The sequence below is a fragment of the Streptomyces sp. NPDC007896 genome (assembly GCF_042959425.1).
Classification (GTDB): Bacteria; Actinomycetota; Actinomycetes; order Streptomycetales; family Streptomycetaceae; genus Streptomyces.
The window spans coordinates 277,177-290,417 of the sequence record NZ_JBIBKX010000015.1 but is presented as its reverse complement, the minus strand read 5'-3'; the positions used below and the strand labels follow the sequence as shown (position 1 = coordinate 290,417).

Annotated in this window: 12 protein-coding genes; 5 read left to right on the top strand and 7 right to left on the bottom strand. The window is 71.1% G+C overall.

Annotated features, from left to right (window positions below; translation table 11 throughout):
- Positions 1-4: 4 nt before the first annotated feature.
- The gene (locus ACFZDJ_RS39520; RefSeq protein ID WP_391066330.1) at positions 5-847 is read right to left on the bottom strand and encodes a methyltransferase domain-containing protein; all 843 of its coding nucleotides are present in this window, start codon (positions 845-847) and stop codon (positions 5-7) included.
- Positions 848-901: 54 nt separating this feature from the next.
- Here ACFZDJ_RS39520 and ACFZDJ_RS39515 point away from each other — a divergent pair, with 54 nt between their 5' ends.
- Positions 902-2,497 (top strand): alpha-amylase family glycosyl hydrolase, encoded by a 1,596-nt coding sequence (locus ACFZDJ_RS39515; protein ID WP_391066327.1) that lies wholly within the window; start codon positions 902-904, stop codon positions 2,495-2,497.
- Here ACFZDJ_RS39515 and ACFZDJ_RS39510 read toward each other — a convergent pair.
- The 6 genes from ACFZDJ_RS39510 to ACFZDJ_RS39485 all read right to left on the bottom strand — a co-directional run bounded on the left by ACFZDJ_RS39510 (position 2,494) and on the right by ACFZDJ_RS39485 (position 9,568).
- Positions 2,494-3,192 (bottom strand): alpha/beta fold hydrolase, encoded by a 699-nt coding sequence (locus ACFZDJ_RS39510; protein ID WP_391066324.1) that lies wholly within the window; start codon positions 3,190-3,192, stop codon positions 2,494-2,496. The genes ACFZDJ_RS39515 and ACFZDJ_RS39510 overlap by 4 nt on opposite strands.
- Positions 3,193-3,254: 62 nt before the next feature.
- Positions 3,255-5,168, bottom strand: coding sequence for a hypothetical protein (locus ACFZDJ_RS39505; RefSeq protein WP_391066321.1), 1,914 nt, complete (start codon positions 5,166-5,168; stop codon positions 3,255-3,257).
- A gap of 339 nt (positions 5,169-5,507) precedes the next feature.
- Positions 5,508-6,278, bottom strand: a complete 771-nt coding sequence (locus tag ACFZDJ_RS39500) for an SDR family NAD(P)-dependent oxidoreductase (RefSeq protein ID WP_391066318.1) — start codon at positions 6,276-6,278, stop codon at positions 5,508-5,510.
- Entirely contained in the window at positions 6,275-7,576 is a 1,302-nt protein-coding gene (gene hisD / locus ACFZDJ_RS39495) for a histidinol dehydrogenase (RefSeq protein ID WP_391066315.1), read from the bottom strand. The genes ACFZDJ_RS39500 and hisD overlap by 4 nt, the downstream gene beginning before the upstream one ends.
- Before the next feature lie 40 nt (positions 7,577-7,616).
- The gene (locus tag ACFZDJ_RS39490) at positions 7,617-8,558 is read right to left on the bottom strand and encodes a VOC family protein (protein ID WP_391066312.1); all 942 of its coding nucleotides are present in this window, start codon (positions 8,556-8,558) and stop codon (positions 7,617-7,619) included.
- Positions 8,555-9,568: a fumarylacetoacetate hydrolase family protein gene (locus ACFZDJ_RS39485; RefSeq protein ID WP_391066309.1), complete on the bottom strand. Its 1,014-nt coding sequence runs from the start codon at positions 9,566-9,568 to the stop codon at positions 8,555-8,557. The genes ACFZDJ_RS39490 and ACFZDJ_RS39485 overlap by 4 nt, the downstream gene beginning before the upstream one ends.
- A 228-nt stretch (positions 9,569-9,796) precedes the next feature.
- Here ACFZDJ_RS39485 and ACFZDJ_RS39480 point away from each other — a divergent pair, with 228 nt between their 5' ends.
- From ACFZDJ_RS39480 to ACFZDJ_RS39465, 4 genes are read left to right on the top strand one after another with little or no spacing between them, the layout of a single operon-like run.
- Complete coding sequence (locus ACFZDJ_RS39480) at positions 9,797-10,102, top strand: antibiotic biosynthesis monooxygenase (RefSeq protein WP_390931659.1); 306 nt, start codon at positions 9,797-9,799, stop codon at positions 10,100-10,102.
- 40 nt (positions 10,103-10,142) lie between these two features.
- Complete coding sequence (locus tag ACFZDJ_RS39475) at positions 10,143-11,267, top strand: FAD-dependent monooxygenase (RefSeq protein ID WP_390931657.1); 1,125 nt, start codon at positions 10,143-10,145, stop codon at positions 11,265-11,267.
- On the top strand, positions 11,264-12,268 hold the full coding sequence (locus ACFZDJ_RS39470) for an amidohydrolase family protein (protein WP_390931655.1): 1,005 nt from the start codon (positions 11,264-11,266) through the stop codon (positions 12,266-12,268). The genes ACFZDJ_RS39475 and ACFZDJ_RS39470 overlap by 4 nt, the downstream gene beginning before the upstream one ends.
- A complete protein-coding gene (locus ACFZDJ_RS39465; protein WP_391066306.1) occupies positions 12,265-13,233 on the top strand; it encodes a cyclase family protein in 969 nt (322 codons plus the stop codon). Before ACFZDJ_RS39470 ends, ACFZDJ_RS39465 begins: the two co-directional genes overlap by 4 nt.
- Positions 13,234-13,241: the final 8 nt, after the last annotated feature.

Here is a 13,241-nt window from a genome sequence, read left to right as displayed (position 1 = left end):
CGGGTCAGCCGGAACCGCAAGCGGCATCCGAAGCGGCGGAGGAGGCGCCGCCGCTTCGGGTGGCCACCACCATCCGGCATCGCGGACTGCCGTCACGCCGCCACCCGAACTCGGGCAGCGCCAGGAGCTCCACCTCGAACCCCGCCAGCCTCAGCTCCCGCTGTACGTCGCCGAGCCGGAACGCCCGGTAGTACATGACGAACGGCGGCCGCCAGACGGCGTTGCGCACCCGCATCGCCGCGTCGAAGCCCAACAGGGCCCAGTACCAGGGCGAACTCGGACGCGGCGGGGCCGTGACCGGGAACGCGAAGTGCCCGCCCGGTCGCAGTACCGAGTGGACCTGGGTGAACAGTCCCGGCAGCTCGCGCGGCAGGAAGTGCCCGAACGCGCCGAAGCTGACGACGAGATCGAAGACGGGGCCGAAGGGCAGAGCGCGCGCGTCACCCCGTACCCACGCGGGGCGCGGCGACGTCCCGCGGTCCACGCCCTCGTACGATCCGGGGCGCGCGACCCCCGGCGCGTCCGCATCCGTACGCTTCGGTTTCCCCGCACCCGCCCGCTCCCGCCCCACGGCCAGCATCCCCGCGCTGATGTCGACCCCGGTGACCCTCTCCCGGCACAGTTCGCTCAGCACCTCCATGCCCGCGCCCGTGCCGCAGCACAGGTCGAGACCGTGGTCGAACGGGCCGATGGGGCCCAGTGCACGGGCCACGGCGTCGAGGATCGCGTCCGGAGTCCGGAACGGCGTGTGGTCGAACTTGGGTGCGAGCAGGTCATAGCCGTGCTCGACGGAGGACAGGGCCTGCGCGGCCAGTTCGCGGAGGGTGGGACCTTGCGGGGTGAACATCACCCTCAGCTTAGGGGCAGCGCGCGCCCCGGGCGCCGGTCTAGGGTCCCGTTCATGACTTCGTTCCGTCCTGCCCCCGCCTGGCTGGCCGACGCCGTCTTCTACCAGATCTATCCGCAGTCCTTCGCCGACTCCGACGGCGACGGCATCGGCGACTTCAACGGGATCGCCGAGCGCCTCGACCACCTCGCGTGGCTGGGCGTGAACACCGTGTGGCTGAACCCGTGCTTCGTCTCACCGTTCCGCGACGCCGGGTACGACGTCAGCGACTACCTGGCCGTCGCACCCCGCTACGGCTCCCTTGACGACCTGGCCAAGATGGTCGACGAGGCGGGCCGGCGCGGCATCCGGGTCCTGCTGGATCTCGTGGCAGGGCACACCTCCGACGAGCACCCGTGGTTCGAGGCCGCCGCGAACGATCCCGCCGACGACCGGTACATCTGGGCGTCCGAAGGCCGTCCCGACGGCTTCGTCCCCTCTCCCGGCACCCGCCCGGGCGCGTACCTGCCGAACTTCTTCGCCTTCCAGCCCGCCCTCAACTTCGGCTACGCGCGGGCGAATTCCGCCGAGCCCTGGCGCCTGCCGGTCGACGCCGAGGGGCCGCGCGCCAACCGGGCGGCGCTGCGCACGATCATGGACCACTGGCTGGGGCTCGGCCTGTCCGGCTTCCGTGTCGACATGGCCGCCTCGCTCGTCAAGGACGACCCGGACAAGACGGAAACCGCCAAGGTCTGGGCCGAGTTGCGCCACTGGCTGGACGACGCGCATCCGGACGCGGTGCTGCTCTCGGAGTGGGGCGAGCCGGAGGTGTCCGTCCCGGCGGGCTTCCACGCGGACTTCTTCCTCCAGTTCGGCGGCCCCACCGACGGCCTCGCCCTGCGCTCGCTGTGGAGCAACGGCGAGGGGACGGTCAACGAGAGCTGGGACCCGCTCGACTGCTTCTTCGACCGCAGCGGCCGGGGTTCGCCGCGCCCCTTCCTCGAGGCCTGGGAGAAGGCGTCCACGGCGCTCGGCGCGAGCGGCTTCATCTCCCTGCCCACCGCCAACCACGACTTCTCCCGCCTCAACTGCGGCCCGCGCACACCCGAGCAACTGCCCGCCGCCTTCGCGTTCCAGCTCACCTGGCCGACGCTTCCGGCGATCTACTACGGCGACGAGATCGGCATGCGCTACCTTCCGGGCCTGCCCGACCAGGAGGGCAGCGTCCTCGGCCCCCGCTACAACCGCGCGGGCTCGCGCACACCGATGCAGTGGGACGAGGGCCCGAACGCCGGTTTCTCCACGGCCGCGCCGGACCGCCTCCACCTCCCCGTCGACCCGTCGCCCACCCGCCCGACCGTCGCCGCCCAGCGCGCCGACGAGACCTCGCTCCTTCACCTCGTACGCCGCCTCGTCACCCTGCGCACCCACACCCCGCAGCTCGGCTCCCGGGGCTCGGTGGAGGTGCTGCACGCCGGCCATCCGTTCGTCTACCTGCGCGGTGGAAGGTACCTCGTGGTCATCAACCCACAGGAACAGAGGGCGAGTTACGCCTACGACGGTGCTCGCGCCGGGACGCCGGTAGAGGCCGACGGGGTCACGGTGAACGGCTCCACGATCACCGCCGAGGGTTTCGCGTACGGGATCTTCGACCTGGGCCCCGGCCGCTAGCCAGCGTCCCTGCCCTCGTCCAGGAACGCGCACACCGCCTCCGTGAACGCCTGAGGCGCCGCGCTGTGGATGAGGTGTCCGACGGGGATCGTGACGACTCGCCCGCCGGGGACGCGGCGGGCGAGCTCGGCGATGCCGTCCTGGGGCACATGGCTGCCCGGTCCGCCGGCCAGCACCAGTGTGTCGGCGGTGATCCTGCTCAGTCCCTCCAGCCACGCCGGGTCGGGCGTGTCGATCTGCCTTCTGATGGCCGTCACCATGTCCCAGTCGAAGGTGAGCTCGCCGTCCGGCCTGGTCGGAGTGGTCTTCTCGCGAGGCCGCGGAACCGGCACGTCCTCCAGGACGAGCCGGCTCACCCGCTCCGGTCGCTCCTGCGCGAGCAGGTAGGCCACGACCCCGCCCATGGAGTGTCCGATCAGGTCCACCGTGCCGAGTCCCAGCACGTCGAGGAACCGGAGCACATCGGCACGCATGAGTTCGAGCGAGTACTCCCCCGGCCAGTCGCTCCGTCCGTGCCCGCGCAGATCGAGGGCGTACACCCGTCGCCCGCGGGCGAGGGCGGGCATCACCTCGGCCCAGTCGGCGCTGTCCTCGCCGAGCGCGTGCAACAGGACGAGCGGCGGAGCGGACTCCTGACCCCGCACCTGGCAGACGAGCCGGACCCCTCCCACATCAACCATAAGACGATCAACCATGCGGGAGAGGATATGCGTCGGTCATCGCCCGCCGGGCCTCGGCCTCGGACGCCCCCGGCCGCTCAGCCGACCGTGAGGACGATCGCGCCGGAGTAGTCGCCGCCTGCCTCGATGGCCGTCTGTGTGCCGTCGACCGTCATGGTCACGGACTTGCCGCTCGCCGCCCGTACCGCCGCGTCGGCGGTGACGGTCAGCCTGGTCAGGTACGAGGTGCCCGTCACGGTCCAGGCCGAGCCGCTGTTCAGCTGGACGATCACGCCGTTGTTGACGGCGGGTTGGACGGTGTTGGTGACCTGGCCCAGCTCGTAGAAGTTCGAGGAGTCGATCGTGCTGACGCGGTGCTCGGCCTTCGTGGCCGAGATGACGCCCTGCACGGTCGAGTCCTCGAAGGTGAGGACCATGTTCTTGCCCGCGCGCATGCCGTTGTAGAAGTCGCCCGCCAGCGCGATGGAGGTGAAGGTGGCGGCGCCGTCGGCCGTGTGGACCGAGGCCGGGTCGAAGGAGGCGTCCTTGGCGGGGTCGCCCGTGGGCTCGGTGTAGACGCCGACGTTCATCATCTTGCCGTCGACGTTCACCGGGCCCGGGTCATCGCTCTCGATCATCTGCAGGATGATCCCGTTGCCGGGGTTGAGCTGCGCACCGTCCGATCCGTCCACCGTGATCGAGGTCTGCTGGCCCTTGTTGAGGAAGGTGGTCTGCGCGGAGGTGATGACCGTGCCGCCGTCCACCTTCAGTGTGCCGGTACCGAAGAACATGAAGCCGAAGTGGCCCGAGTTGACGACCGTGATCCGGCCCGGGATGGCCGCCAGTTCGGCCTTGGTCAGTCCGAGGCCGAGCGAGGAGTTGAGTGCCGCGACGGCTTCGCGAGTGCTGTCCCCGTAGTGGATCGAGGCGGCCGGGCCCGCGCAGATGGTGGCGTAGGAGCCGACATCGAACTGCGAGCCGAGCACGCGGACGGTGGCGTCCCCGATGGCGTAGGTGCCGTAGCCGTACGTTCCCGTGTTGCCGACGCTGCTGTTGATCGCCGTCAGCTGGAGCCCGCTGCCGCCCTCCACCGACAGGGCTCCCCAGGTCTCCGACTGCACGGTCGAGTTGATGTACGTCGCCTTGGTGCCGGCGCCGATGAGGTTGGTGGCGCGGACGTTGCCGTCCAGGCCGAGCATCCACGGCACGGACTCCATGTACGGGGTCTCCACGGTCGCCTGGTAGTCGGCGGGGAGCGTGCCGTTGCGGGCCCGCAGGCGGGAGTTCTTCACGATGACGTTGGCGCCGTCGTCAGCGATGACCGTCGTGCGCACCACGCCCTTGTTGGTGATCCTGGCGCCGTCCACGACGAGCGTCGTGGAAGAGCCGGTGCCGACGACCGCGGCGCCGTATCCAGCGAAGTCGCAACGCCCGTTGCCCGTGAGGGAGATGGCGGGGCTCTTGAGCGTGTAGGCGCCGTTCTTCACGAAGACCCCGTCGAAGCACTCGCCGGTGGAGGTGATCGCGACGTTGCGGGCGAGGGTGTCGGTGAGCGTGCCGCCGACGACGCCGGACAGGACGGACTTGGCGCGGTCCACTCCGTCGGCGCCCACGTAAAGGGCCTGCCGGAAGGGGAAGGTGACGGTCTGATAGGTGACCGCGTTGGCCTCCGCCACGGTGAGCACGATGTCGCCCTGGTAGGTGCCGGCGGAGATCAGCGTCTCGGTCCCGCCCGTCTCGGTGAGGAGCTGCCCGGTCTCGACCCCGTCGACGGTGAGGGTGACGCTGTACCCGTCGGGCGCGGTGACCTTTCCGCCTTCGGCTATGGACAGCTCGCTCACGCGCGTGGTCGCCGAGAGCTGGTACGTCTCGCCGGCCCCCACGGAGATCTTGTCCGCCTTGGTCGTCTTCGCCGCGGGCCCCGCCGCCACGGCGGGGGCCGCCGGGACGAGCAGGGCTCCGGCCGTGGCCGTACCGGCGATCAGGAACGAACGTCGGGTGATCAGCGTCATTGCATGCCTTCCCAGAGATCGAGTGCGCCGTCGCGCAACGTGACCGGCCGGCCGTCGGATTCATGGGGGCGACGGCTCGGGCGGAGGCACCAGAGGTGCGCGTGGGAAAGTGAATCAGCCCTGCGCACAAGGGAGTAGTCGCCTTGCGGACACATACGGGAGGGCGATGTCTCAGATCGTGCGGCCCGGTTCATGGCCGTCACACAGTGTGGTCACAGACGGGCCTGCGGGGAACGCACGACGGTGTGGCGGACAGCCTGGACCGTCCGCCACACCGCGCTCGCCACACCGTGATTGCCACACCGTGCTCCCCACACCGTGCTCCCCGCGCGCCTGGGACTACGCCGGGGCGATCATCCCCGCCGACAGGTCGATGTCCGCCCCGCACAGCCCCGGCATCGCGAGCATCGCCACCAGCGCCCGGGCGACCTCGTCCTCCTCCACGAGCCGGCCCAGCGCGGAGCGCGAGGCGAAGTCCCGCTCGGCGGCCTCGACGCTCGTCCCGGTCAGCTCGGCCGTCAGCCGGAAGTTGCGGTCCATGCGCGGACCTCGAACCGGTCCGGGGGAAAGGGAGTTGACCGCGACGCCGTACGGTCCGACCTCGCCCGCCAGCGTCCGGGTCAGACCGAGGAGCGCCATCTTGGAGGCGGTGTACGGGGTGCGGTTCAGCAGCGGCCGCTTCCCGCTCACGGAGGCGATGTTGACGATGTCACCGCGTCCGGCCGCGATCATGGGCGGCAGAAAGGCCCGGCATATCAGGTACACCCCGCGGACGTTGGCGGCGAACACCTCGTCCCACTCCTGCGGCTCGATGTCGGTGAGCGGCCGCACCGGTCCCGCGACTCCGGCGTTGTTGACGAGCAACGACACCTCCTCGTCGGCGAGTTCGAGGGCCAGGGCGCGCACCGACTCCGGGTCGCAGACGTCACACACCGCCGTACGGGCCCCTGCGCCCTCCTTGGCCACCAGCGCCGCCGCGTCGGCGAGGGCCCGCTCGCTCCGGCCGACGAGGACCACCCGGACCCCGGCTCGCGCCAGGGCGAGCGCGAAGGCCCGCCCCAGCGGTCCGCCGCCGCCCGTGATCAGCGCCGTACGCCCGTGCAGGGTCATGCCTGGTTCCACGGCAGTTCGTCGCCCGCGGCCTTCGCCGCCCGTACGTCACCGGAGCGGGCGTGCCCCTCGAACAGCTCGACGCGTGAGGCGCGCCCGCACAGCCGGCCGAGCAAGGCCCCCGAGCCGGTGTCCGTGACCTCCTGGTAGGTGACCGTCTTGAGGTACTTCCCCACCCACAGGCCGCCCGTGTAGCGGGCGGCGCCCCGGGTCGGCAGCACATGGTTCGTGCCGATGACCTTGTCGCCGAAGGACACGCAGGTGCCCTCGCCCAGGAAGAGCGCGCCGTACTGCGTCATCCTGCGCAGGGCCTCGCGCGGCTCGGCGGTCAGGACCTCGACGTGCTCGAAGGCGAACGCGTCGGCGAGCGCGTACAGCTCGTCGAGGGAGTCCACGACATGCACCTGCCCGTGATCGCGCCAGGCGGGCTCCGCGAAATCGCGTGTGGGCATGCCCGGCAGGAGCCGCTCGACCTCGGCGATGGTCTTCTCTGCGATCTCGCGGGAGGTGGTGATCAGGACGGCCGGGGAGTCGGGTCCGTGCTCGGCCTGGGAGAGCAGGTCGACGGCGCACACGAAGGGGTCGGCGGCGCTGTCGGCGAGGACCAGGATCTCCGTCGGGCCCGCGAAGAGGTCGATGCCGATCTCGCCGAACAGCTGGCGCTTGGCCTCGGCGACATAGGCGTTGCCCGGCCCGGCGATCAGGTTCACCGGCTCCATCGTGTCCGTGCCGACGGCCATCGCGGCCACGGCCTGCACCCCGCCCAGCAGCCAGATCTCGTCCGCGCCCGCGAGGTGCGCGGCGGCGACGGTGGCCGCGGGGATCTCGCCGTGGATCGGGGGCGTACAGGCGACGACCCGTGGCACGCCCGCGACCTTCGCCGTGACGATGGTCATGTGCGCCGACGCGGTGAGCGGGTAACGCCCGCCGGGGATGTACGCGCCGGCCGCCCGCACCGGGATGTGCTTCTGCCCGAGCCTGACGCCCGGCAGGGTCTCCACCTCGAACTCGCCCATCGAGTCGAGCTGGTGGCGGGCGAAGGAGCGCACCTGGTCCTGGACGAAGCGGATGTCGTCGATGGCCTGTCGCGGGACCGAGGCGACGATCTTCTCGATCTCCTCGGCGGAGAGCCGGAAGGCGTCGGGACTCCACCGGTCGAACTTCTCGGAGTACGCGCGCACGGCCGCGTCACCGCGCTCGCGGATGTCCGCGATGACGCCGGCCACGGTCTCGCGCACCTGGTCGAGCGAGGCGGTGACCTCCGCCCCCGGTACGGCGTGCTTCAGGATCGTTGCCACAACTGGGGCCTTTCTGAGGGTGGTTGACGGCGGTCGACGGCTACACGGGGGGTGCGACGAACAGCACGTCGGGGTCGTTGAACTGCTCCTTGGCGACCGACTCGCTCATCGGGTCGGCGGTGCCCCACTGGTCCTGGGTGATCGGATCGTCCACGTCGTGGCGGCCCGGGTGCCACAGATCCTCCTCCAGGACCGCGAGTTCGGTCGTGTACTCGACCGTGTTCCCGTGCGGGTCGTGGAAGTAGGAGAAGGTGTTGTCGCCGGCGAGATGGCGGCCGGGACCCCAGGTGAGCCGGGTACCGGCGCGCAGCGCCCGCCCCGTACCGCGCATGTACTCCTCCACTCCGCGCATCTCGAACGAGGCGTGGTGCAGGGAGACATGGGGGCCGCGGGCGATGGCGAAGGAGTGGTGGAGCGGGCTGCACCGCAGGAAGTACATGAGGTCGCCCATGTGCGCCGAGTACAGGGTGTCGGTGAGCCGGAAGCCGAGGTGCCGGACGTAGAAGTCCCGCAGCCCCTCCGGGTCCCGGGAGTTGACCACGCAGTGCGAGAGGCGCACCGGGATCGCCTCGCGCTCCTCGATCCTGCGGTGTGCGCGCGTCTCGACGTCGGCGGACACCTCCACGACCCGGCCGTCCGGGTCGAAGAAGCGGAAGCCGTATCCGCCGCCGGGCGTGTCCAAAGCCCCCGGCTCGCCGATGAGTTGGACTCCGGACCGCCCGAGGCGCAGATGCAGCTCGTCCACGGCGGCCGGCGAGACGGCGCCGAAGGCGACCAGGTCCATCCGCTTCCGCTCGTCCTCGCGGATGCGGACGATGTACTGCTCGGGGCTGCCCTCGGCGGCGAAGAAGGCGATCCCGCTGTCGCCGGCGACCTCGGTCAGGCCCCAGGTGGTGCCGTAGAAGGCGCGCTGCCTGGCGAAGTCCGGTACGGCCAGGTCGACATGGCGGAGATGGGTGATGGGCTGGAAGGTGCTGGTCACTGTCCGCTCCTGACGGTGTTGCGCTGGTGGCCAAGGCCCGTGATCTCCGCCTCCATGACGTCTCCGGGCTTGAGGAAGACGCCCCAGTGCGCGCCGTTGCCCGCCGGGGAGCCGGTGAGCAGCAGGTCGCCGGGGCGCAGGGTGGTGGTCGTGGAGACGTAGGCGATGAGCCGGGGAATGTCGAAGATCATGTCCTTGGTGGACTCGTCCTGGCGCACGACTCCGTTGTGGCGCAGGGTGATCCGGACGTCCGCGTCTTCGGTGGGGTTTCCGACGAAGGCGGCCGGTACGAGGAAGGGGCCGGTGGGCAGGAAGGTGTCGGCGTTCTTGGCGGTGAACCAGTCGGTGCCGATGGCCTTGAGGTCGGGCCGGTACAGCCGGTCGCGCGTGGTGAGGTCGTTGCAGATGGTGTAGGCGGCGACGTACGACATCGCGTCCTCGACCAGGATGTTCTTGCCCGTTCTGCCGATGACGAGGGCGAGTTCGAGCTCCCAGTCGTGCTGTTCACCGAGCGCGGGCAGCACGATGTCGTCGTACGGGCCGCAGATCGCGCGGGGCGAGCCGAGGAAGACGTACGGGACGCCGCTGCGGATCCGCTCGTCCATCATCCGCTCGGCGTCCGCGCGGGCCTCCTCGGGCGTGGCGCCGTGCACGCTCTCTTTCTCGGCGGCGACCAGGTCCACCACATGCTTGCGGTAGTTGGCGCCGCTCTGCAGGATCTGGCCGGGCTCGATGGGGGCGAGGACGCGCAGGTCGGCGAGGTCGTGCCAGGCGTCGGCGGTCTCCTGGGCGAGGTCGACCAGGCGCGGGAAGAGGGCCTCCCAGTCCTCGACGACCGCGCGCAGGGACGGGGCCAGGTCGGACAGGTCACGTACCCGGGGCCCGACGACCAGGCCCGGGAAGACCCGGGAGCCGTCCCCGAAGGTGCCGAGGGCGAACGGTCCGGTGAGGGGGGTCCCTCCCTGTTCGAGCGCAGCCGAGAACTTGGGGGAGGGAAGTCGGTCGGGCACGGGCGGTCTCCTCGTACGGCGGGTGGCTTGCCGTCGACGCTAGGCAGCGCGGGGGCGGGGCGGAAATGACGATCCGCGATGCCTGCCATCAGGGGGCCTCAGGCCGTGTGATCAGCGGCCCATCGTCGTACGGGATGGATGACGTCCCCCTTGCCGATGCCTCGATCCGTTGACCCTGCAACGACCCTCCGAGCAGGCTCGGAGCACCATCGGACCTGAGGAGCGAGTGTGATCGTCGAGCATGCCGAGCTGACCGTGGAAGCCGGTCGTGAGCGAGTTTTCGAGGCCGTCTTCGACAAGGCTCGCGAGGTGCTCGCCGAGGCGGACGGGTTCCGCTGGACCGAGCTGCTGCGCTGCGAGGAGCGCCCGGACCGCTATCTGCTGCTGGTCGGCTGGACGTCCGTGGAGGCGCACACGGTCGGCTTCCGCGGCTCCGAGCGCTTCCAGCGGTGGCGCGCCCTGGTCGGCCCGTTCTTCGCCGCGCCACCCGCCGTCGAGCACTACCGCACGCTCGGCGACCGCTTCACCGCCTGACCGCACCCCTGTTCTTCTTCTACGTTCGCAAGGATCGCCCATGCCCGTACACAAGGTGCTCGTCGTCGGCGGCGGCATCACCGGTAGCGTGCTCGCGCTCGCGCTCGCCCAGCGGGGCGCCGAGGTCGAACTCGCCGAGGTATCGCCCCAGTGGTTCGGTGTGGGCCACGGCATCACCGTCCAGGGCAACGCGCTCAAGGCGCTGCGCTCGGTGGGCGTGCTCGACCGGGTGCTCGCCCGGGCCGTCCCGTTCGACGTGATGCGGCTGCGCCGGGCCGACGGCGGACTGCTCGCCGAGCTGCGCACCCCGCACACCGGCGGCGTGGAGCTGCCGTCGACGGCGGGCGCGCTGCGCTCGGACCTGCAGGACGCGCTGTGCGACGCGGTCTACGCGCAGGGGGTACGCGTCCGGCTCGCGCTGAGCGTGGCGAAGCTCGACCAGTCCCTGGGCCATGTGGACGTCACGTTCACCGACGGCACCAGCGGCCGCTACGACCTCGTGGTCGGCGCCGACGGCATCAACTCGCGGATGCGGCAGCTGATCGGGATCACCACCAGGCCCCGCCCGGTGGGTATGTCGATCTTCCGGGTGGTCGCGCGGCGCCCGCCCGAGATGGACTGCGCGGAGGTGTACTACGGCGGTCCGCGCTACAAGGCCGGCTACAGCCCCATCTCGCCCGACCAGTGCTACGCCTATCTGCTCGACGAGAACCTCGACGCCTCGCTGATCGGGCCGCGCGCCCCGCTGTCGCTGCTGCGCGAGCGCGGCGCCGGGTACGGCGGCACCTGGGGCAGGATCCTCGCCTCGCTGCCGGACGACACCCCGGTCGACTACCGGTGGATCGAGGCGATCCTCGTCGACGAGCCCTGGTACCGGGGCCGTACGGTGATCATCGGGGACGCCGCGCACGCCTGCCCGCCGCTGATCGCGCAGGGCGCCGCGATGTGCGCCGAGGACGCGGTCGTGCTCGCGGAACTCGTCACCGGCGGGGCGCCGCTGGACAAGGCGCTCGACACGTTCATGGCGCGCCGGCTGCCCCGGGTGCGGGTGGTGCTGGAGAACTCGCTGCGCCTCGCCGACTGGGAGATCCATCCGGAGACGCCCGGCGCGGACCCCGGCCGGATCATGTCGGAGACCCTGGACTATCTGACGGCCGCCGCATGAACCATCCCGTCGTGGACTTCCACGGTCACCTCGCCGTTCCCGCCGCCGACGCGCTGTGCGCGGGCACGCCCGGCCTGGCCGCCGAGCTGGCAGCCGAACAGCGGGCGCACTCCCCCACGTCACTGGCGGTCAACCGCGCCCAGCTCCAGCGCCTGGCACCGAAGCTGACGGACGTCACGACCAGGCTCGCGGACCTGGACGCGATGGGCGTCGACCTCCAGGTGGTCGGCCCGATGCCGATGCACCACTACTGGGCGGACGCGGATCTCGCCGTACGCCTGGCGCACACGGTCAACGAGGCCGTGGCCGCGCACTGCGCGGTCGCGCCGGAGCGGCTGTACGGCCTGGGCACGGTCCCGCTCCAGCATCCGGACCTCGCGGTCGCGCTCCTCGACAAGGCGGTCACGGAGTACGGCCTGTACGGGATCAGCGTGTCGACGACCGTGGACGGAGCGGAGCTCGCGGACCCGGCGCACGACCCGGTGTGGCAGCGGGCCGAGGAGCTCGGCGCGGTCGTCTTCGTGCACCCCTGGGGCTGCTCGCTCGGGGAACGGCTGGCCACGCACTACCTCGGCAACACGGTCGGGCAGCCCGTCGAGACGACGGTCGCGCTCTCGCACCTCATCTTCACCGGTGTCCTGGACCGCTTCCCGCGACTCAAGCTCGTCGCGGCGCACGGCGGGGGCTATCTGCCGACGTACATCGGCCGTTCCGACCACGCCTGGCACATGCGCGAGGACGCGCGCGGCTGCGTGGAGCCGCCGAGCGCGTATCTGCGCCGCATGTGGTTCGACGCGCTCGTCTACACCCCGGGCGGCCTGCGCCATCTGGTCGAGGAGGTCGGCGCGGACCGGGTCGTCCTCGGCACCGATCACCCCTTCGACATGGGCGTCGAGGACCCGGTGGCCCGGCTGGACGCCGCCGGGCTGTCCCCGGCCGACCGTGTCGCCGTCGCCGGGGGCAACGCTCTCGACCTGCTACAGAATGGACGTACCCGATGAGCCTGGGTCCGATTGAGGAAGAGCTCGCCAAGGCCCGTTCCGCCTACCGGAACTGGGGCCGTTGGGGTGAGGACGACGTGCTGGGCACGCTCAATTTCATCGACGACGCGATACGGGCGCACGCGGCGGGCCTGGTCCGGCGGGGCCGGTCGTTCTCACTCTCCCAGGAGTTCAACGAGAGGGGCCCGCAACGCGGCTTCCGTGGCCGGATCAACCCCGTCCACTACATGAAGGACACCGGTTCGGACGCGGCCGCCGGGACGCAGGGCTTCCCGCACGGCTTCGGGGGCGCCGACGACCATGTCGTGATGCCGCTCCAGGCCTCCACCCAGTGGGACGGCCTCGGACACATCTACGACAACAAGCAGGCCTGGAACGGCCGTCCGTGCACCATCGTCAACGGCGACGGGGACTCGGTCACCGGCATCGAGCACATGAAGGACGCCTTCACCGGCCGCGGTGTCCTGCTCGACGTGGGCCGCGCGGTCGGCGACGAACACGGCGAACTCCCGGACGGTTTCCCGATCCTGGAGGAGCATCTGCGCGCCACGATCGAGGCGCAGGGCGCCACCTCGTCCGTGCGGCGCGGCGATCTGGTCCTCGTCAGGACCGGGCAGTTGGGGCGGGTACGGCGACTCGGCGCGTGGGGTGGGTACGCCGCCGGGGACGCCCCGGGCCTCTCCTTCACCACGCTCGGCTGGCTGCACCGTACGGAGATCGCCGCGATCGCCTCCGACACCTGGGGACTCGAAGTACGCCCGTACGAGTTCGCCCAGCCGGCGATGTCCCCGCTGCACCAGATCGCGATCCCCAACATGGGCCTCCCGCTGGGCGAGATGTGGGACCTGGAGGAGCTGGCCGAGGACTGCGCCGCCGACGGTGTCCACGAGTTCCTGCTGATCGCGGCGCCACTGCCGGTGACCGGCGCGGTGGGCGCTCCCGTCAACCCGATCGCGGTCAAGTGAGTACGAGC